General features: G+C 41.4%; 22 protein-coding genes and 1 tRNA gene. 12 read left to right on the top strand and 11 right to left on the bottom strand.

The window, feature by feature from the left end; all coding sequences use genetic code 11:
* Positions 1-41: 41 nt before the first annotated feature.
* The 4 genes from QUB80_RS08140 to QUB80_RS08125 all read left to right on the top strand — a co-directional run bounded on the left by QUB80_RS08140 (position 42) and on the right by QUB80_RS08125 (position 4,804).
* The gene (locus tag QUB80_RS08140) at positions 42-1,772 is read left to right on the top strand and encodes an Rqc2 family fibronectin-binding protein (protein ID WP_289788998.1); all 1,731 of its coding nucleotides are present in this window, start codon (positions 42-44) and stop codon (positions 1,770-1,772) included.
* 136 nt (positions 1,773-1,908) lie between these two features.
* Positions 1,909-2,958: a BMP family protein gene (locus QUB80_RS08135; RefSeq protein WP_289788997.1), complete on the top strand. Its 1,050-nt coding sequence runs from the start codon at positions 1,909-1,911 to the stop codon at positions 2,956-2,958.
* 111 nt (positions 2,959-3,069) lie between these two features.
* Complete coding sequence (locus tag QUB80_RS08130) at positions 3,070-4,575, top strand: ABC transporter ATP-binding protein (RefSeq protein ID WP_289788996.1); 1,506 nt, start codon at positions 3,070-3,072, stop codon at positions 4,573-4,575.
* Positions 4,576-4,618: 43 nt separating this feature from the next.
* Entirely contained in the window at positions 4,619-4,804 is a 186-nt protein-coding gene (locus QUB80_RS08125) for a hypothetical protein (protein ID WP_289788995.1), read from the top strand.
* 15 nt (positions 4,805-4,819) lie between these two features.
* Here the strand turns inward: QUB80_RS08125 and QUB80_RS08120 are convergent, their stop codons facing one another.
* Positions 4,820-5,395, bottom strand: a complete 576-nt coding sequence (locus tag QUB80_RS08120; RefSeq protein ID WP_289788994.1) for a Uma2 family endonuclease — start codon at positions 5,393-5,395, stop codon at positions 4,820-4,822.
* A 235-nt stretch (positions 5,396-5,630) separates the two neighbouring features.
* On the opposite strand from QUB80_RS08120, the gene QUB80_RS08115 reads away from it, so the two are divergent.
* On the top strand, positions 5,631-6,683 hold the full coding sequence (locus QUB80_RS08115) for an ABC transporter permease (RefSeq protein ID WP_289788993.1): 1,053 nt from the start codon (positions 5,631-5,633) through the stop codon (positions 6,681-6,683).
* 28 nt (positions 6,684-6,711) lie between these two features.
* On the opposite strand, the gene QUB80_RS08110 is transcribed toward QUB80_RS08115, so the two are convergent.
* Positions 6,712-7,008 carry a cyclic nucleotide-binding domain-containing protein gene (locus tag QUB80_RS08110; RefSeq protein WP_289788992.1) on the bottom strand — a complete coding sequence of 99 codons (297 nt, stop codon included), beginning with the start codon at positions 7,006-7,008 and terminating at the stop codon, positions 6,712-6,714.
* Positions 7,009-7,219: 211 nt separating this feature from the next.
* A complete protein-coding gene (locus QUB80_RS08105; protein WP_276748565.1) occupies positions 7,220-7,642 on the bottom strand; it encodes a response regulator in 423 nt (140 codons plus the stop codon).
* A gap of 401 nt (positions 7,643-8,043) precedes the next feature.
* Here QUB80_RS08105 and QUB80_RS08100 point away from each other — a divergent pair, with 401 nt between their 5' ends.
* On the top strand, positions 8,044-9,318 hold the full coding sequence (locus QUB80_RS08100) for an ATP-grasp domain-containing protein (protein WP_289788991.1): 1,275 nt from the start codon (positions 8,044-8,046) through the stop codon (positions 9,316-9,318).
* Positions 9,319-9,333: 15 nt separating this feature from the next.
* Here the strand turns inward: QUB80_RS08100 and QUB80_RS08095 are convergent, their stop codons facing one another.
* The 3 genes from QUB80_RS08095 to QUB80_RS08085 all read right to left on the bottom strand — a co-directional run bounded on the left by QUB80_RS08095 (position 9,334) and on the right by QUB80_RS08085 (position 13,471).
* Positions 9,334-10,431 carry a M24 family metallopeptidase gene (locus tag QUB80_RS08095; RefSeq protein WP_289788990.1) on the bottom strand — a complete coding sequence of 366 codons (1,098 nt, stop codon included), beginning with the start codon at positions 10,429-10,431 and terminating at the stop codon, positions 9,334-9,336.
* Positions 10,432-10,902: 471 nt separating this feature from the next.
* Positions 10,903-12,732 (bottom strand): ArnT family glycosyltransferase, encoded by a 1,830-nt coding sequence (locus QUB80_RS08090; protein WP_289788989.1) that lies wholly within the window; start codon positions 12,730-12,732, stop codon positions 10,903-10,905.
* Between the two features lie 166 nt (positions 12,733-12,898).
* A complete protein-coding gene (locus tag QUB80_RS08085; RefSeq protein ID WP_289788988.1) occupies positions 12,899-13,471 on the bottom strand; it encodes a hypothetical protein in 573 nt (190 codons plus the stop codon).
* 430 nt (positions 13,472-13,901) lie between these two features.
* Here QUB80_RS08085 and QUB80_RS08080 point away from each other — a divergent pair, with 430 nt between their 5' ends.
* The 3 genes from QUB80_RS08080 to QUB80_RS08070 all read left to right on the top strand — a co-directional run bounded on the left by QUB80_RS08080 (position 13,902) and on the right by QUB80_RS08070 (position 15,950).
* Positions 13,902-14,234, top strand: a complete 333-nt coding sequence (locus QUB80_RS08080) for a DUF565 domain-containing protein (RefSeq protein WP_289788987.1) — start codon at positions 13,902-13,904, stop codon at positions 14,232-14,234.
* A 153-nt stretch (positions 14,235-14,387) separates the two neighbouring features.
* Positions 14,388-15,344: a glycerate kinase gene (locus tag QUB80_RS08075; RefSeq protein ID WP_289788986.1), complete on the top strand. Its 957-nt coding sequence runs from the start codon at positions 14,388-14,390 to the stop codon at positions 15,342-15,344.
* 126 nt (positions 15,345-15,470) lie between these two features.
* A complete protein-coding gene (locus tag QUB80_RS08070) occupies positions 15,471-15,950 on the top strand; it encodes a hypothetical protein (RefSeq protein ID WP_289788985.1) in 480 nt (159 codons plus the stop codon).
* Positions 15,951-15,968: 18 nt separating this feature from the next.
* Here QUB80_RS08070 and QUB80_RS08065 read toward each other — a convergent pair whose 3' ends face one another.
* Positions 15,969-16,118, bottom strand: coding sequence for a hypothetical protein (locus tag QUB80_RS08065; RefSeq protein ID WP_289788984.1), 150 nt, complete (start codon positions 16,116-16,118; stop codon positions 15,969-15,971).
* A gap of 174 nt (positions 16,119-16,292) precedes the next feature.
* Positions 16,293-16,364, bottom strand: a tRNA-Gln gene (locus QUB80_RS08060).
* 240 nt (positions 16,365-16,604) lie between these two features.
* On the opposite strand from QUB80_RS08060, the gene thrC reads away from it, so the two are divergent.
* Positions 16,605-17,900 carry a threonine synthase gene (gene thrC, locus QUB80_RS08055; protein ID WP_289788983.1) on the top strand — a complete coding sequence of 432 codons (1,296 nt, stop codon included), beginning with the start codon at positions 16,605-16,607 and terminating at the stop codon, positions 17,898-17,900.
* Positions 17,901-17,955: 55 nt separating this feature from the next.
* A complete protein-coding gene (locus QUB80_RS08050; protein ID WP_289789100.1) occupies positions 17,956-18,231 on the top strand; it encodes a MoaD/ThiS family protein in 276 nt (91 codons plus the stop codon).
* A gap of 77 nt (positions 18,232-18,308) precedes the next feature.
* On the opposite strand, the gene QUB80_RS08045 is transcribed toward QUB80_RS08050, so the two are convergent.
* Positions 18,309-18,665 (bottom strand): hypothetical protein, encoded by a 357-nt coding sequence (locus tag QUB80_RS08045; protein ID WP_277127656.1) that lies wholly within the window; start codon positions 18,663-18,665, stop codon positions 18,309-18,311.
* 265 nt (positions 18,666-18,930) lie between these two features.
* On the opposite strand from QUB80_RS08045, the gene QUB80_RS08040 reads away from it, so the two are divergent.
* Positions 18,931-19,587 carry a DUF2996 domain-containing protein gene (locus QUB80_RS08040; RefSeq protein WP_289788982.1) on the top strand — a complete coding sequence of 219 codons (657 nt, stop codon included), beginning with the start codon at positions 18,931-18,933 and terminating at the stop codon, positions 19,585-19,587.
* Positions 19,588-19,598: 11 nt separating this feature from the next.
* Here the strand turns inward: QUB80_RS08040 and QUB80_RS08035 are convergent, their stop codons facing one another.
* On the bottom strand, positions 19,599-20,102 hold the full coding sequence (locus QUB80_RS08035) for a TM2 domain-containing protein (RefSeq protein ID WP_289788981.1): 504 nt from the start codon (positions 20,100-20,102) through the stop codon (positions 19,599-19,601).
* Positions 20,103-20,368: 266 nt separating this feature from the next.
* Entirely contained in the window at positions 20,369-20,503 is a 135-nt protein-coding gene (locus QUB80_RS08030) for a hypothetical protein (protein ID WP_289788980.1), read from the bottom strand.
* Positions 20,504-20,540: the final 37 nt, after the last annotated feature.

Raw genomic sequence — 20,540 nt, 5'->3', positions numbered from 1 at the left:
TCTGTTGACCATCGAACGTTTTTACATCAACGGCAATCGTTGTGCAAACATTTGACTTTACTACGCTCACAGCTGTTTGTAGTGATATCCGTGCGAATTGGTTACCCTCGCGCTTGGAACAGGTTTACCAGCGCGATCGCTACACGATTTCTATAGCGCTACGTACCCTCAAAGGACGGGGTTGGCTAGAAATTTCCTGGCACCCCCAAGCAGCCCGCCTGCATATCGGCGATCCACCGCCGCGACTACCAGATACCTTCACCTTCAGCCAACAACTAGTTCACCAATTGAATGGTTTGGCATTAGTAACAGTTGAAGCGATCGCTCCTTGGGAGAGAGCAATTGATTTGCAATTTGCCCGTCGCCCTGGAGAAAACGCGCTGTATCACCTCTACGTGGAAATCATGGGCAAATACAGCAACGTTATTCTTACCGATGCCAGCAATACCATCATCACCCCTGCCCGCCAAGTTAATCAACAAAAATCCAGCGTTCGTCCTATTCTTACCGGACAACCTTATGAAACACCACCTAGCCTGACTGGTGCTATACCTAGTTTGAGCGAATCCCAACAACGCTGGCAAGAACGAGTAAGTCTCATACCGGGAACTATTAAACGACAGTTGCTGAAAAATTATCGCGGTGTTTCTCCTGCACTGGTAGAGTCAATGCTGTTGGTAGCTGATATAGATCCAGAAACCACCACCGATGCCCTGAAATCTGACGACTGGCAAAGATTATTTACGCGTTGGCAAGAATGGCTGCAAGCCTTAGCGAATGAAAAGTTTCAACCAGCATGGACTAGTTTTGGATACACAGTACTTGGTTGGGATGTAATTGAGCCTGCAACAGATATTCAGGAGCTAATCAATCGCTACTATACAGATTGGCTCAATCAACAAACTTTTTCGCAACTGCGGCATCAGTTGAGTCAGAAACTGAGTAATGTTTTAGAAAAACTGCGATTGAAAGCGCAAACTTTTGAGCAACGCTTGCAGGAATCTGATCGCGCTGACGAGTATCGCACCAAAGCAGATTTATTGATGGCGCATTTACAAGACTGGCAGGTGGGGATGAAAGAAATTAGCCTCCCTGATTTTGAGACTGGCAAGAGTGTAAAAATTGCCCTCGAACCAGATAAAAATGCCGTGCAAAATGCTCAAAATCTTTACAAGCAGCACCAAAAACTCAAACGCGCTCGTTTAGCTGTAGAACCCTTACTTAAAGAAGTGAATGCCGAAATCGAGTATTTAGAACAAGTAGAAGCTGCGATCGCTCAAATAGAGAACTACCAAACAACAGAAGATTTACAAACCTTAGAAGAAATCCGCGAGGAGCTAATTCAGCAACGGTATTTAGAAGATCCAGAATATCGCAGCCGCAACGGTAGCGAAACCAGTAACAATTTTTATCGTTATCGCACTCCTGGCGGTTTTGAGGTATTAATTGGTCGTAATAATCGCCAGAACGATCAATTAACATTTCGGGTTGCAGGTGATTACGATTTGTGGTTTCACGCTCAAGAAATTCCAGGTAGTCATGTTCTGCTGCGGCTACAACCTGGTGCTGTTCCAGAAGAAATTGATTTGCAATTTACCGCTAATCTTGCTGCCTACTACAGTCGCGCTCGTCAAAGTGACCAAGTACCAATAATTTACACCCAACCCAAACACGTTTACAAACCCAAAGGAGCTAAACCGGGAATTGCCATTTACAAACAAGAACGAATTATTTGGGGACAACCGCAATTAGTAAAAGGGGCTAGGGATTAGGAACAAAGAGGAGGAACAGGGAAGAGAATTCTTCTCCGTGTCTCCTTGTCTCCCCATCCTCTTTATCCTTGCTGCTAGCTGTCGAATTTTTCTGTATTCTGTACCTATATCTAGATCTATTTATAAAGACTGGTATATGGCGCTAAATTTTGGTAGACGTCAATTTCTTTTGTATGGTTCAGCTACAGTTAGCACGAGTTTACTACTGAAAGCTTGCAGTAGTGGTCAAACTCCAAAACTGACAATGAATGGCAGAAGTTTGAAAATAGCGATCGCTCTTCCTGGTGTAATTAGCGATCAAGCTTGGAATCAATCTGGTTACGAAGGCGTACAGTTGGCAAAACAAAAGCTGGATGCCCAAACAACTTATGTAGAACAAGTTGCACAAGCAGATCAAGCTGAAGTGCTATCTGATTTTGCCCGCAAGGGTTACAATGTGGTATTTGCCCACGGCGGACAATTTGATGCGGCTATTCAACAAGTTGCACCACAATTTCCCTCCACGTTTTTTGTAGCTATCAATGGTGCAGTTAAAGGTGAAAATATCGCTGCTTTGCGAATAGATCACCTGCAAGCTAGCTACTTGTGTGGCATTATTGGTGCATCAATGTCAAAATCCAACAGACTAGCTTACATTGCCGGACAAAAATTTGAAGCTACGGAGCAAGAATTACGTGGCTTTGAGTTAGGAGCAAAAACGGTGAAGCCAAATATTAAAATTACGTCTTCCTTCACAGGAGATTGGAATGATGTTGCTAAAAGCAAAGAAGCCACACTCGCCTTAATTTCTTCTGGTGCTGATGTAATTTACCAATGGTTAGATAGCGCTTCTCCCGCAGTATTACAAGCAGCAAGTGATAAAAAAGTCTACGCTTTTGGTAATACCAAAGACCAATTAGAAATTGCTCCAAAAGCAGTTTTAACAAGTGCGGTTAAAAGAATGGATTTAGCCATTGCTTATCTAGCAGAATTAGCAAATAAAAATGAATTGAAAGGTCAAATATATACCATTGGTTTAGAAAGACCAGATATCTTGACTTTAGGAAAATTTGGTGACATGGTTCCAGAATTAGTACAAAAAGAAGCATTGAGTACAAAACAAGATATTGTTGCTAAAAAGATTACTTTTGAAAATTGCAAAGAGGGTGGTCAAAATACACGTTGTGTTAAAAGAATAACCGCTTAATCTTCTCATGCTTACGTTTGCACGAGAAATTCTTCTTAGCAAATTCTCTATGGAAATCTCTGCGTTACTCCGCGCTTCCTCTGCGCTCCTCTGCGTTTAAAAAACAATAATATGACATATTTACGCCTAGAAGGAATTACCAAGCGCTTTGGCTCGTTTATCGCCAATGAGGATATCAGCCTGAGTGTTGAAGCGGGAAAAATCCACGCAATTTTAGGTGAAAATGGCGCAGGTAAAACCACTTTAATGAATATTATTAGTGGAATTTATCAACCCGATTTTGGTCAAATTTATCTAGAGGAGAAATTAGTCAAAATCATATCTCCCCAAGAGGCAATTAAACTAGGTATAGGCATGATTCACCAACACTTCATGCTTGTACCTCAATTGACAGTAACAGAAAATATTATTTTAGGTAAACAGAAAGATTGGCATCTGAATCTACATAACAAACATCATGAGATAGCATCTTTATCTCAAGCTTACAAACTAGAAGTTGAACCTACTGCCAAAGTAGAAAACTTACCAGTTGGAATGCAACAGCGAGTAGAAATTCTTAAAGCCCTTTACCGCAAAGCTAAGTTATTAATTCTAGATGAACCAACGGCTGTTTTAACACCATTGGAAGTCGAGTCTTTGTTTGCAATTCTCCGCCAATTAGCAACTGCTGGAAACACAATTATTTTTATCAGTCATAAGTTAGAAGAAGTAATGAACCTATGCGATACAGTAACGGTGTTGCGGCGAGGGCGTATGGTAGCAACAAAAACAACTCAAGAAACAACGCCTCAACAATTGGCAAACTTGATGGTAGGGCGCGAAGTTTCTTTAGAGCTGCATAAATCTCCAGTATTACTAGGAAAGACAGTATTGTCAGTACAGAAATTGCAAGTAGCAGATGAGCGAGGTGCGATCGCTGTTCGGGATGTAACTTTTGAACTGCGGGCGGGAGAAATTTTGGGCATTGCTGGTGTGGATGGTAACGGGCAGCGAGAATTAGCTGATGCTGTGGCAGGAATGCGAAATATTAAGCGGGGGAAAATTGAGTTTAGGCAAAACACGGGGAAGGGTGGCGTAGCTGGAGTGGGGTACATTCCGGAAGATAGGCAGAAAACTGGTTTAGTATTGCAATTTAGTATTGCCCAAAATCTAATTTTAAAGGCTTTTAAGAAAGTACCGTTTTGCCGCCGTTTTTTGCTGCAACAGGATGCGATCGCCAACAATGCCAAGTCTGCAATGCAAGAGTTTGATATCCGGGCGGTGGGGATTGATGTCAAGGTAAATCAACTGTCAGGAGGAAATCAACAAAAGGTGGTTTTGGCACGAGAATTGAGCGGAGAACCCGCGTTAATTGTGGCGATGCAACCCACACGAGGATTAGATGTAGGGGCAACAGAAGCAGTACAGCGCCGATTGTTGGCAGAACGCGATCGCGGTGCAGCAATTTTGTATATTTCGACAGAGTTAGAGGAAGTGATGGCAATGAGCGATCGGATTGCCGTAATGTACAGAGGTGAGTTTGTGGGTGTGTTGGATGCCCAGAGGGCGACAGTGGAGGAGATTGGTTTATTGATGGGGGGAGGGATAAAAAGACGCTCTGACGCGGGGACACGGTGACACGGGGAGGAAAAGCTGAATCCAAAATATAAATGAAGCAGAAATGAGAACCTTACACACCAAAATTGATGCTGGAGTAAAAGCAGCTATTGCCGCAGCGATTGAAAGACATCGCAAATTAGGTGAGTCGATTAGTATTATGCAAGATGGGAAAGTAGTTACTTTAACTTCGGAAGAGATACCTGATATTCAATTGCCAACAAACTTTAGTGCTTCAACTGATAGCTAACAATTAGCTTTATATTCATTCTTCGCTTTCAAAATTCACATTCTCATAAAGGAGTTCAATCGCACAACTAAATTCAATGCTTTCTATCGTGATGATATCTCCTTCTGTATAAGGATCATAAAGCCACATTCTGCCTTCTCCACGACGGTAAGATTCGACTCCAATTTTTTCAGAATCAATAATAATGTAGTCTTGTAAAGTAGAAATTGTACGATAGTAGGCAAATTTTTCACCTCTATCTTTGGCTTCTGTACCAGGAGAAAGAACTTCGATGATTAGTTTAGGATATTGAATAAATTTACGAGCATTCAAGTCCAGCGAATCGCAACTAACAATAACATCTGGGTAGTAATATGGGCTATTAGGACTAACCTGTAATTTTACATCTGCTACATTGATACGACAGCCTCTAGGACGTAGATGGGGATACAATACCCTGTAGATGTTAAGGGCAATATCATTATGGGGAATTGTACCCCCAGTCATTGCAAAGACTTTGCCGTTGACGTATTCATAACGACAGTCTTGTAATACTTCCCATTCGAGGTATTCCTCGATAGTCATTCTTTGAAGTTGGGGGTTGGCTATCATTACGTTTAACAGGGTAGAGTATTTGACTGAGATTTTACTTTCTGCTTGCAATTAAGCTTTGATTTGAGCAAACTCAAATGATAACACTAGAAATATCAGCAACCTGCTAATATTAAGTACAAAATTAATATCGATTATATAAACATATGTCTATTATTAATCTGTCATGAAACCTTTGGACAAAGACTACATTTACTTTTCCTCAGAAAGCCGTCGAAAAATTTGACACTTGTAAATGGTTATAGCTGATCGCATTCAACGCATTAGTCTATCAATTTTCTCGCCTGTTATTGCTATAACATCTGCTCTCTTTGTCGGCGCAATTCTGATGTTAATTGCAGGTGCAAACCCGATTGCTGCATATATCGCCCTATTTCAGGAATCTCTCTCTACATATTTTGGATTTGGCAATACCCTGACTAAAATGGCACCCCTATTGTTAACTAGTTTAGGGGTGTTGGTAGCTTTACGTGCAGGGCAATTTAATATCGGTGGAGAGGGGCAAATTTATCTGGGTGCTTTGGGAAGTACTTTGGTAGGTTTATATGTGCAAGGTTTACCGGGAATAATTCACGTACCACTGGCATTGTTGGCTGGTTTTCTCTTTGGTGCGATTTGGGGCTGGATCCCGGGTTATCTCAAAGCTATACGCGGGGTGAATGAGGTAATTACGACATTACTGCTAAATTATATTGCAGTGAATTTGATTAGTTACTTGGTGCAAAACCCACTGCAAGCACCAGATGCACCTAGCCCTTATTCACCATTAATTGCCAAATCTGCACAATTGCCGATTGTTTTACCAGGAAGTCTCGCTCATGGGGGAATTTTGCTGGCTTTAATTGCAGCAGGGATTTTGTGGGTGTTATTAGTACGATCGCCTGTTGGTTATCAAATCACCGCCGTCGGATTTAACCTGATCGCTTCCCATTACGCTGGTATTTCTGTAGAACGCACAATTATTTTGGTGATGGCGCTAGCGGGTGGATTAGCAGGGTTAGCGGGTGCTTGTGAGGTAATGGGGTTGAAATATCGCCTGTTTGAACAAGTTTCCCCTGGTTACGGATTTGATGCGATCGCGATCGCCTTCCTCAGTCGTGGTAGTGTTTTAGGTGTAGTTCTCACTTCTTTATTTTTTGGTGCCTTGCGTAGTGGTGCGAATGTAATGCAGCGCAGTGCAGGTGTTCCCGTCACTATAGTTTATGCCATTCAAGGTTTGAGCGTATTGTTTATTGCTATCAGTCTGGCAGTGGAAAGACAAATAAAAAGTGACTCAAGCTCAAGATGATAAAGTTGCCCAGGCAGTGCGATCGTATTTAGCCACACACCCTTATTTGACAGAGCAAAGACGGTGCAGAAGATTCTGCGCACATCAAGGCGTTGATGCCAAGCACTTCCCGGTTGCCAACCAAACCAATCTCAACTGTAGAGCCATCACTCATTGTAATGGTGATTGAGATAAGGCTATCAATAGGAAAATAAAGAGTCTGGATAGTCTCACCAGGGATATGGAGAACCTCACCCTGATGCAGTGAGATCAACTTCAAGTTTGGGGCAAGCTTCTCGTATATTTCACGAGAGAGAGCAGCAAGTAAGCGGTTTTCAACAGCCATGCCTAAATTGATAACCTGTACACACGTTATTTCTTCTCAATTATGTGAATCAGCACTAAAGGCATCAACGAGCAAAATGGATAAGCCAAAAGAATAATGCCAGAAAGCTTTTGTAATAAAAAAATGTGTGTATAGATACCAAGGCAACAGAGGGCTGATAAGCTACCTGCTAAATTAATCTAAATTAATTGTTGGGCAAAAACAGTCGTGTTTATTGTGCAGATACCAATTGAAATTCTCTAGTGAAGTAGGCAACAGTTGCAATTAACTCGTCAATGTCAAAAGGTTTGGATAAATACTTGCAAAAGCCAGCCGATAGGGCATTGGCATAATCTTCTCCCGTATCGTATACCGTCAGAGCGATCGCTGGAATTTCGATTTGTTGTGCTTCCTCAAGAGCTTTCACCTTGCGCATCAGCGAGTAGCCATCTTCATTAGGCAAGCCAATTTCGCTAATGAGAAGATCTACTTTAACCTGTTTGAGTATTTCTAAAGCCTCATGAGCTGACGTTGCGGTAATTGTCTCAATGCCATACGCTTCAAATACCATTGTCAGCAAAAGTCTACAATCAAAGTTACTATCAACAACAAGTACTCGCAGACCATTGAGTGGTAAAGATTTATAAAAGTCCATTCAGAAATACTTTGTTTGAATGTAAAAAGCGTTAATAAATTTAAGCAGACAACATTTAATTGCGGTTTAGCGTAACAACCAATACTATCAATTATTCAGTAGCTAATCAGGCTTTTTAGACAAGAGACTAGAAAATTTTTGGACGTATACCATTCAAAACCATTCTTTTAAGATAATTCCTACCCTCGTAGAGTTCAGTACGGTTTCGTACCTAGAAAGCTGCTATTGACAGATACAACTTATGGAAGGGTGAAAATCACCTAAAAGACATAAAAACAAAAGGAGTACTAAATAATACCGAGCAGTATTTTCTTTCTACTTGCAGATGGAGGAATCAAATTTCTGCTAACAATACCTTATTCATTAGGTAGATGCAGGAGTGAGTTTTGAAAACATTTTCTATGAACGCAACATCTGAGTTTCATCACTTTCAAGGAAGTTCTTTTTCCGATTTGTTTGCTCAAGACACCACAGATAAACGTTATGCGTTCATCTTAAATTATCCTGCAACTGCCAGTTGGGCGGCTTACCCCAACACAAAAAAATACTTTCTTCAAGACGGTAGTAGTGAAGCTACTAAAACCCCCTTTGACAAAGTTTGCCAAAAGGAACCTTGGAAAAATCTGGCTGTGTTAGGCGACACCCTGCCAGGAATTGTCATTATTACGCCACAAAAATTGCTAATTGACTACTGGCAGGAGCATTTTGGCTTTAGCTACTCCAATATGGAGAAGATAGACTGTTCGACTTATTTAGATGAACTTAGCCACAGCGATCGCTTTGATAAACTCATCACTCTATTTCCCTTCGATCATCTCAAACCCAAAAAACACGCGATCGCCACAGATACTCACTACCACTTACTCAGCAAAGTGACGCTAGCCGAACTAGGAGTACAATGTCCGAAATATCAGAGCTACAATCTACACACTGTCAGTCTCAAAGACATTCAGTTACCAGAACAATTCCCCTACTTAATCAAAACATCCCACGGACTCTCAGGAGAAGGCACCTATATTATCAACAGCAATAGTGATTTGAACTACTGCTTTGAAGAACTGAGGAAATATTTCGATATTAAGTTACTGGATGTGATTATTGTCTCGGAGTTCGTCAAGAATGTCGTACAAAACTACTGCGTACAGTTCTATGTCAACAAGGCGGGAAATATAACGCTCATCGGCACTACAAGCCAACTTGTCACCTCGGAAGGCAATTATTTAGGGGGACTAATTCACTACCGCGAAACTGACATGAGCAAATTCTTTGAGATGATTACCGCTATTGGTAAATACGCTCACCAGCAGGGATATTTTGGCGTGATTGGCTTTGACGTGTTGGAAGATAAAGAGGGACAGCTTTATGCTATTGATGCCAATTTCCGAGTTAATGGCTCAACGCCACTTTGCTTGCAGCGCCATACTCTTCTGAGGCTGGGCAAGGAGGTAGCTAAATATTCCACTGACTACCGCATGGATGGGACATTAGATTCTATTTTAGTAACCTTGAAACCAGAACTAGAGCGTAAAGATTTTATCATTTTGTCGGCTTTGGAAAAGGTTAAATACGGAAAAATCTACACTGAAATTTCTGGAATTGTGGCTGGAGAGACGTTGGAAGAAATGCAATATATTGAGCAAAACTTAAAAAATCAGGGATTGCACTGGATTGGGTAATGCCTTATTTATGTTTTAAAGCTCCAAAACTACTGGGCGTAACCTTCCCTCTACCTCCACACTGGGAAAATTTGGATCAAAAGTCAAATTCTCCAACTTCCCATTGTCAAGAATCACAAAAGTATCCTCAATCTTTGCACCAGGTAAACTTGGATTCCAAGCAACAGCCATGTTTTCTGCCAAAGTATCAGTAGTAGTGGGATTGGCTATAATTTCTCGCGACAGATATCCTGTGGTTCCCCCCTGATGATGTTCGCGGATCGCATGAGGAAATCCATGCTGTTGATAAGCTTGAGCTAAAGTTTCATAAACTGTATTTAGAGATGTTCCGGGCTTACACAAGTTCAATGCTTGGGCTTCTATTTCGCGAACATGACGGTGTTGTTTAGCTTTTTCATCGGCAAGCTTACCAAAACTGACAAATCGTGTCAGATTGGCATACAAACCATATCTTCTAGCACAAAACACCATCATCGCTTGCTGTCCAATTTCTTCCCCTGTGGGTGTAGCATGACGGTATAGTGGTAAACGTCTGTTGCCAGCAACCAGTATTAGCGCTGGATGTAGCCCCTTTGCCCACAATGCCTCTGCACCTGCACCTGCCAATTGATATTCCTTCCAAGTCGGTTTGGCAGCTTTGAGCACTTCTGTCATTGCTTCGCTTGCTTGCTGCCCCACTTGACGATACTGCTCTAATTCGCTTGGCATCATTACCTGTTTATATTGTTTTAAAGATGGAGGCAATCGCTTCTCAACATGAGGAATGGGGCGATCGCTCAAAATCTTTCCTCCACTAGTAGCATCACGAACAAAAGCTTCACGAACGGCAACATCCGCCCAAGGGTTAACATTTAGCTTAAAATTAGTTGGTAATTCTTCATCCACAAGACGCTGTGCTTCTATTTCATCTGTTAATACCCAAGCATCCTGTAACGTTACCAAAACTTCTGCTATTCCAGTTTCAATAGTAAGTAGCACAGTATTAGAAGCGCCTGCTGTTACCCAGGCAAACCAGTCTGTACCTCGTAGACGCACACCTACTGCTTCCGTCTCAGTAAGAGTTTGGCGGATTAATTCTAGTTTGGTAGAGACTTCTGGATTTAAAGAATTCATATTATTTTGTATTGATAGATAATATATTTAACTGCTTTAAGCTCATTTAGTTCCTTTGCTAACTTACCCATTGAGTTGAGGAGAGATTACTGCGCACAGGAAAAATTGTCATCAATAGTAACCTCTGTCTGATGAAATATCCTAAAGTTAAATTTGCTTGTGAGGAGGATTACAAAATTTTGGCATCACACAGAGCAATCTATTTAATCATTCCTTGAATCTGAACTTGCTGAGACAAGCTAGTCAAGCAAGGATGATATAACTCATAATTAACCTTTAGATGGAAGCAAGAGTGTAATAAAATTCGTGATCTTTAAAGAAAGGCAACATTGTATAAAAGACTCAAACATCAGAGCTTCTCGCATTTTCTTAGCTTGAAGCTCTTTTTTTGAAATTTTATCCTCATATTTTGATGAAGATAAATCTAAGGAGAATATATGTATTATTTAATTTTTCACAAACCGATGATAATTACTGGTTCAGAGACACTCTAATCAACTGATAAGCACCGTTGTTTCCTAAACTTTGATAATTAGATGGTTGCAAGCCCATTTCTGGAAACTTTTTCGGTTGCGCTAAAACTAATACAGAATCAGCCTGTGCTTTGTTTGTAGCATCTTTCCTAACATAGTCTCCTGCTGCCGCACTCATTTTGATGTAATTTACTTGACGCTGCGTGTAAAAAACAACAGTAGGCTTTTTGAAGCCTACCATGATTAATTCTTCCCCTGGTTTATGCGCTTGCACTGCGATCGCTGATAATTCTCGTAAAGGTAGCTGACGCTCTTGATCTATCAAAAATAAAGCCGGAGTGAGGACAAAAATCATAAACGCTGTAAATCCCAACAAATTCACTCCCATTACAGCAAACCAACGGCGACGCAATATTAAAACTGCCAATATTACCGCACATACTAACCAGATAATACCTCCCAGCACAGATAAACCAGACTGTTGCAGGAGCTCGCGGAATTGAGGTGCAGCCGGATCGGTGCCTATCAATTGAGGTACGTAAAATAGTGCAACTCCTACTGCCGATACGAATACAACATTTACCCAACTACTCCAGGAAAGAAAAGAGGTGGAGAGTTTTCTGGTGTCTTTGAGTAAGTCACCCCAAATTAGCGCCACGAGGATGGCTGCTGCTGGCATCAGGGGTAAAACATAGCTAGGAAGTTTAGTAACAGCGATCGTGAAAAAGCCAAAAATACTAACAAACCAGAAAAAGGCAAACAAACCAAATTGTTGCGATCGCTCTTGAGAGCGCCAGTGCTTTGGCTGCCAAAATTTCACTCGTGCTATTGCTAGTGGCAGGTAAACTGAGTAGGGGGCAAAACCCAGTAATACCACCACGAAATAAAAATACCACGGAGCGGCATGACCGTTAACTACTTCTGTAAATCGTTCAATATTGTGGTAGCCAAAAAAAGAATTGATATAATTCCAACCATTACGCCAAATAACCAACACGTACCAGGGCAGCGATAAAGCAGCAATTATCAGCATACCCACCAGAAGACGCATTTCCCGCATCACCTCAAATAGCTTGCCCAAGTACAGTAAAAATGCGCCAATAATCAACCCTGGCAAGACAATCCCCACCGGGCCTTTTGTTAAAATGGCACCAGCAATCAGTATGTAAAAAGCCAAGTACCAATTATTGGGGATTAGGGATTGGGTACTGGGTACTGGGTATTGGGTATTGTGTATTTCCCTATCCCCTATCCCCTGTCCCCTATTCCCTCTTGCATATCCCAAAAAAAAGCAAAATAATGCCGATGTTATACAGCCAGTCAACAGCATATCTGAGACACCCGTTCTTGCCCAAATAATCATTTCGGGGCTGAGTGCCAGTATGGCTGCTGCTAAAGAGGCTGTTACCCAACGTCTGGTAGGGCGAGAAACTTGTTCTAAAACATCTTCTGTTGCTAGCTGCCACTGTACGGTGTAAAAAGTGAGGCTGATTACCACCATTGCTGCGAGCGCTGACGGTAGACGCACTGCCCACTCATTTACTCCAAAAATGGCATAGGCGATCGCTTGACACCAATAAATCAAAGCAGGTTTATCAAAACGAGTTTTTCCATTAAAAAATGGCGTAATCCAATCACCAGTCAGGTACATTTGGCGCGAAGCTTCTGCAAACAATGGCTCGGTTTCATCAATTAAGCCAATGCTTCCTAAGTGCCAAAAGAAAGCCACCCCACCAATCACAATCAACCATAAAATTGACAAAGCCACAGCAAGGGCTGGGCGCTTGCCAATATTATTTAATAACTGGTTAAAAGCGCGAATTGTCATTAGTTAACAGTTAACATTCACTAGTCAATAGTCGTTGGTTACTAATTTTTTGTTCTTTGTAAATCTTTGGTTATGATATTTGATTATGTTTATACAAGCTCACAGTCAAAATTTTGCTAAAAACTAGGAACCATTATCTAATAACTAATGGTGATTGACTATTGAATTAAGGACTCAAAATTAATTCCCATTCTTGCTTTTGTGGATTCCACACAGGAGTCGATGTTTCCCCGACAACATATGGTCCCCAGTAGCGACGGGAACCATCTTGTGCAAAAGCGACTAAAATATCTCCCTTGTGCAATTTTAAGTTCTCGTTTGGCAAGGACAAAATTAGCCCCTTCTCACTACCTTCTCCAGGAGCAAAATCCCAATGTGCTGGCAGACTAGAATTAGCTTGCTCAGAAGAACTTTTCAGTTGCGATCGCCTTGCTAGCAAAGCCAGACGCACGGGCTGCTCAGTTTGATTGCTCATTCGTAAAGTTCCTTGTCCAACTCCTTTACTTGCCGAACTTTGATGATAGGCAAATAAAGAATTTTTAGATGTGGATGCTGTAGTGCTTAAAGTAGAAGCGATAGCACTTTCAGACTGATTTTTTTCACTGGAATCAACAGCAGACGCATTTGATTGTGTTGTCTCAGATTCAAAAGAGACTTTAACCTCATAGCATCCTGCAAGCAACAGCAAACCTGAACAAGCAGCTGTGAGTACAGCGCGATAGTACGATGGTAATTTCATATTGATAATTATTTAAAAATAAGTACTTTCTCTAGGCTCATTTAAATAGCAGCCCATTACTACAACGGACAATCAAACTAGCTTGCCCACTGTAGACTCTTCTAGAATTGGGGGTGATATGTATCATTTGTGTCAATTTGGGCATCCACTTTGAAAGTAGCTCAAGATCAAAATCTCTTGATGCTTAACCTCTCGGTGCTTGCTCAAGACAATAGAGCGTGTAAACTTTTATTTACACTCCCAATTTAAGAGAAACCCAAATAATTTTCACACAACTTTATGTTAAACCTATAATATCCTCAACATGGGGTTATTTCATAAGATTTTGACTAAAACCTTTTTAAAGTAGGGTACATAGATGGAGAGGTGTAGAAGTCTATTATTTACCTGACACCCTTCGACTGCTGATGTGTTCGCAATCTCTTAAGTAATGCAAAACACTCGTCTTAACAATCTATCTAATGTCATTGCTAACCGTTTGCGGCTATGGCTTTTTAATCCTTGGCGACGGGTAGCTGTTATTTTAATAAGTTTTTTATCCGGTTTTTTTCTGGGATCGGCGATTTCGAGTACAGCCGGTCAAACAGCTCAATGGGACGTGGTTGCGGCTGCCATTTTAGTGGTAATGACGGAAATCGCTAGCAGAATATTTTATAATCGCGGTATAATAGCACGACAAGCATTCTGGGTACAATCAGTAAATTCTCTGAAAGTTGGTCTTACCTATAGTATGTTTTTGGAAGCTTTCAAGCTGGGATCGTGAGAGAAGAGGGCAAAAGGGGACAAGGAGATAAGGGGATTAATAAGCTACTAACTACTAACCACTGACGGGCGGGTTTAGAAGATAAATAGTCGATTTGAAAACAAAGATCATACATAAAACCAACCCCTACAAATGACCAATGACTAATAACTAATGACTAGTTACGAAGCTTTTGGCATTGCACCAGAAAATGTAAATGAGGTTATACAAACGCATCTGCTCAATTCTGTTTATCCTGATGTCAGCAAATTTTGTCAATCTCACTTACATCTGCAACCGAGCGTGATGTCAAAATTTTTACAGAATTTGTGGCTACCTTTGGCGATCAAACTGGCATGGCAGCGACAACAAATAGGGCATACTTTTATACAAGGTGTTTTAGGAGGACAAGGCACAGGCAAAACGACTATGTGCAAAGTTCTCTCACTGATTCTCCAACATTTAGGGTATCATACCCTGAGTTTATCCTTAGATGACTTGTACAAAACTTACAGCGATCGCTTGCTCCTCAAACAGCAAGATCCGCGATTAATTTGGCGTGGCCCACCCGGAACGCATGATATCGAGTTAGGCTTAACTGTATTGGATAAAATTCGTCAGGGTGATTTGCCAGTAACAGTTCCCCGCTTTGATAAATCAGCATACAACGGGGAAGGCGATCGCACTACTCCAGAAATTGTGACAAATGTAGATATTGTGCTGTTTGAAGGCTGGTTTGTAGGTGTGCAACCAATCGATGCGATCGCCTTTGATCATCCACCACCGCCAATTCTTACAGCCGAGGATAAAGCATTTGCCCGTGATATGAATAATAAACTTTACGACTATCTACCATTATGGAAAAGATTGGATAGCTTAATCGTCTTGCATCCAAAAGATTATCGCTTGTCGCTAGAGTGGCGTAAACAAGCAGAAAAAAAAATGATGGCTGCTGGCAATTTGGGAATGAGCGATTTAGAAATTGAGCAATTCGTCAATTATTTTTGGCGTTCTGTTCACCCAGAATTATTTATCAAGCCATTGCTCAAATGTCCAAAAGTAGTAGATTTGGTAATTGAGATTAATTCAGATCATTCTTTTGGTAGAGTTTATCAACCTAGTGATAATTAAAATCTTAAAAAACTAAATAGCCAATTGGGTGATTATGACAAGCACATATTTTGGTAGATTGGTAGATGACGCTTCATGCTAAGATAATCCCCTTGGCTTTTAAAGCAGCAACTCTTCCGCCTAAATATGGTTCAGTATACTCTCGCTCAAAGCCCAGAAATTATTATTACCGTTCCTGGTAGAGATTCAGCCAAAGCCCGTGAGAAAGCAATGGATCAATTGATGCAACTCATGGACGAAGGTAAGTTATCCACGGAATTGGAAGAAGGATTTAGTCCCCAGCAGTTAATTGAGGTGAAGGAAGTACCAATGGATACTACCAGTGGCGAGGACGAAATTACGCAAGCCGTTCAGATTCTGAACAACCTAGCCACACTCAAGCTAAAAGTTCAAGAGACACGTACCGAAGCTTTGGAAATTCGCAAACAGGTTGATATCCTCTTTTCAGAAAAGTCTGTCACTGAAGAGGAAATTGCTCGCCTGAAGGAAGGTTTTAAAGTTCTCAAGAATTTCGCCCAAGCAAATTTACGTTACCAAGAAGCAAAAGCTAAAGCAGAGCAAGCTCGCCAAATACTTGATAGCGCTTTGAAATCACCTGAAAAGTAGCTGTTGGTGATTGGAAAGTTAGTACGCCAAAGTTTTACCACTCAATGTGCGGGAAAAGTTTGTAGATTCACATCTTGCACCTGTTGTTTGATTGCGATTTTGTAAGGTGGAGAGAAGTCCTGAAGTGAGGCAGTGCGCCCTTGCGGAGCCAGTGCGTTGGCTCACCACCGCACTGGCTCCCCTTGATAAGGGGAGGGTTAGGGAGGGGTGTACCTCATGTACTTGCAAAACGCTGTATATCTGTAAGCGCAGGTATGTCTTCTAAACAAGCTAGGCGAATACGTATACCCATCAGGTTGTTACCTAACTTGAGTCTGTATGTAGGACTTTGCAAGATGTTTACTGGGGCGCTAGGATTCGAACCTAGGGATGGCGGGACCAAAACCCGCTGCCTTACCGCTTGGCTACGCCCCAAAGCGTTTCCACTCTTGTTAATATAGCAGCAACTCCTGGGGTAATGTCAAGTACTTAAATATCTTAAATCTTGGATCAAACTATTACCTAGTTAGCGATCGCAACCATTTGGTAAGGAAAATTAATCAGAATTATGTAGCAAAAACAATCCCGACATCTTTTGTCGGGTATGTTTGACTGGTATTTTTACTCGTGTTAGCATCAAGCGACAGTTGACGGACATCCAGGGAGAGCTAGTTCATGACTCAGGCAATCAACACCCAAACCAAAGCTACTTTTAAAGCATTGAAATGTAAGGAATGTGGTGCGGAATACGAACTCCAAGCCAGCCACGTGTGCGAATTATGCTTTGGCCCTTTGGAAGTAGCTTATGATTACAGCGCCCTTCGTCGTTCTGTTACCCGCGAAAGTATTCAGGCGGGGCCAAATTCCATGTGGCGCTATCGAAAGTTTTTGCCTGTGAATAGCGAAAATCCCATTGATGTGGGAACTGGTATGACTCCTTTGGTTCGTTCCCAGCGCTTGGCTCGTCGCTTGGGTTTAAACAAGCTTTACATCAAAAATGATGCTGTCAATATGCCCACCCTCAGCTTCAAAGACAGAGTCGTATCCGTTGCTCTGACACGGGCGCGGGAGTTGGGTTTTACTACTGTTTCCTGTGCTAGCACTGGTAATTTAGCAAATTCTACTGCCGCCATTGCTGCTCATGCTGGATTAGACTGCTGCGTGTTTATTCCTGCTGATTTAGAAGCTGGTAAGGTACTCGGTAGCCTCATCTACAGTCCAACTTTAATGGCGGTGAAGGGCAATTACGATCAAGTCAACCGCCTCTGCTCAGAAGTTGCGAATACACATGGTTGGGGTTTTGTCAATATAAATTTGCGCCCCTACTATTCTGAAGGTTCTAAAACCTTAGGCTTTGAAGTTGCCGAACAACTGGGATGGCAGTTGCCTGATCATATTGTTGCACCTTTGGCATCAGGTTCGCTGTTTACAAAAATTTACAAAGGCTTCAACGAATTTGTAGAATCTGGTTTAGTAGAAGGGAAGTCAGTTAAGTTCAGTGGAGCGCAAGCAGAAGGTTGCTCTCCCATCGCTCAAGCATATAAAGAAGGACGCGACTTTATTAAACCAGTGAAGCCAAATACGATTGCGAAATCGATCGCGATTGGGAATCCAGCAGATGGCGTTTATGCTGTGGAGATAGCTAAGAAAACTGGTGGCAGTATTGAGGCAGTGAATGATGCTGAAATTATAGAAGGCATTAAGTTGCTAGCAGAAACCGAAGGTATCTTTACTGAAACAGCTGGTGGTACAACCATTGCTGTGTTAAAGAAATTGGTAGAAGCTGGCAAAATAGATCCAGATGAAACTACTGTGGTCTACATTACTGGGAACGGTTTGAAAACCCAAGAAGCTGTACATGGTTATATTGGAGAACCTCTGACAATAGAAGCAAAACTTGATAGTTTTGAACAAGCCCTTGAGCGTTCTCGGACACTCGAACGTTTAGAATGGCAACAGGTTCTCGTTTAGTTAATAGCTAATGGCTAACTGCAATCGACAACCACCAACTGACAACTCAATTTATATGGCTGTAAAAGTTTTAGTTCCTACTGCTCTTCAAAAATTTACTAACAACCAAGCTACTTTGGAATGTAGCGGCAATAATATTGCTGAACTGTTGGATTCCCTAGAAAAAGCTTGTCCTGGTATCAAATCGCGCTTGTGCGATGAGGCGGGGGAGCCGCGACGATTTTTAAATTTGTATGTTAATAGCGAAGACATTCGCTTTCTAGATGGAACCGCAACACCTTTAAAAGATGGCGATGAAGTAAGTATTGTCCCTGCTGTAGCTGGTGGTTGAGCGAAAAGTTATGAGTTATGAGTTGGCAATGAAACTTTATTGCTCATAACTCTTGATTTTTCTTGTTGCGTTGGCAATCAATAATTAGCAATTAATTGGTTTAGTCTTTCTTGCCAATGTTCATTATTATTAATAGTCAAGATAATTCTTTTATATGATTCATTTTGCAGTTCAATAATTAAATAATCTTTATCTCTATTTACGTACCAAAACTCTTTGCCTCGGTTCGTATAATAAGTACCAGCTTTAATAAATCCTGGGATAAAGCTACCAGGAGCACGCAGTTCTTTCCAACTACTTTGAGGTTCGGCTGTTGTAACTTGGGCAATATTGGCAAGTGGGATATTCCAGCTTTTTCCCCAACAGACAGCTAGGAGTTGTTCTGTAAATGTAAATTCTATATTTAGTTTATTTTCATTGATGTATAAATCCATAGTCTATTAAAAGACTTATTTGAGTTCAAGCCTACTTATAATAACTCATAATTTTGATTATGAGCCTCAAAACCCTCGTTACCAGGTTCAACCTGGTAACGAGATCTAGAACGAGAACTGGAGCTTGTGACTCTCTCAATCGGATAGTGCGAGATATCAGTATATATAGACTGGCTTGACTATGTCAAAATGAAAATGACTGATACCTCAAGTATCTTAAGGTGAGCGATCGCTCCTCTAGCTAGACAAAGGATTGACCTGAGTAATGGCAGAAGAAACCAATCACAATGAAGCGGGAGAGGTGGCTCCCAGCACTGTTGACAAGCAAGCTCCCACCGTCGCTGAAGAACGTGCTCCTAGCAGCGACTCACCCGAAGCGACAGACATTCCTACTTCCAACGCACCAGATCCCAAAGCAGCAAATCCAGAAACTAACCCAAATGCTGCCGGAACAAAAACTGCACCACCCAAGCGAGAAAAACCCGCCGCAGTTAAGGCAGCAGGAGACAAACCAGCAGCAGCTAAGGCAGCAAAAAAGGAAAAAGCACCAGGCGTTGAGGATAAGCCATTTACAGAGTTTATCCAACAAGACTACTTGCCAGCTTTGCAAAAGGCGATCGCCCAACAAGGTGTTAAAGATTTACAGTTGTCTTTTGTTAAACAAAAGATTCCTATTAAAGGAATGGAACAATCCGGTGAGTGTTGGCAAATAGTCGGCAACTATCCGGATGGTGTGCGGCACTTTAACGTCTATTTTCCTGATGAAACTATTCAAGGGAAAAAAGCGTTTTCTTGCTATGAGGGTAAACAACCCAGTACTTTAGAATCATTCTTAATTGATGAGCGCAAAATTACCCTAGATTTATTAATCTGGGGATTAATGCAGCGCTTAGATGGTCAAAAGTGGCTAGGAAGGAATTAAAATCAATTAGCCTAACCAAGTTCATGGAAATGGTAGGTAACAGCTCCGGTAATGGGGTCGTTATCTATCCTGACATAACCTGACCTTAACAGCTCCCGCAAAGCAGCTTCTACCTCAGTAAAACTGGCTCCAGTTGCTTTTACGCCCTGAGTTACAGTCAGCATAGCGCCTCTTTTTTCTGCTGCTTCAATTAGCTTGACTATAAGCTGATTACCCTTGGGATGATATACTTCTGAAGCAACGACTGGTTGGTGTAAAGCCACACCCAAAGGAGACAAGCCTGCTTTTAACCTCAGTCTAAGTTCATGTTCGTCTACCATTTTCGGGATGAAGAACAGATCTGCAAACTGGCCGATACCAAATACACCATAGGTTACTAACCATAATAAACCCGTCCCAATCTTGCCATTGTATAAACGGTGCAATCCACCCAAGCCGAAAAACCAGGCTGCATTCAAGATGTAGGAGACAAGCAGGCGTTCTTGATGATCTTTATTATTATTTTCAGCTTTCATCTTGTTTTCAACCCCTCGACTTGCTGATCTCGCTTTTTTAGACAGTTTTTTTATGACTTTTTGTTTCTTGAGAGAATATTTAATTTAATCAACCACCTTGTCAAAAATTGAATAGCTGATAATCCTAAGATAACTAACTTCTGGGAATATTTCAGGATTTGGAGTGGCAAAAAATACATATATTACATTTTGTTTCATTTGCATAGAAAGCCTAAATCAGAGCGATCGCCTAGCATACACAGAGAGGGCAAAAATACTCCAGATTTTTACTGGCAGCCTAGACGCACGTAGCGAGGCTTGTTGCTGTTGCAGCCATCCTGAATAAAGTGCTGATCTGGTGTCTGTTCCCTTTGAGAAAGACTAGCTGTTATACCAGGTTGGCAGGCGGAGTCTTGTTTCAAAATTCTGGAATAGGCTATTAATCAATGCTTTTAATCC

It is taken from the genome of Chlorogloeopsis sp. ULAP01 (assembly GCF_030381805.1).
Taxonomy (GTDB): Bacteria; Cyanobacteriota; Cyanobacteriia; order Cyanobacteriales; family Nostocaceae; genus Chlorogloeopsis.
Note: the sequence above shows the minus strand (reverse complement) of the source record. Positions and strands in the feature narration are given on the sequence as shown.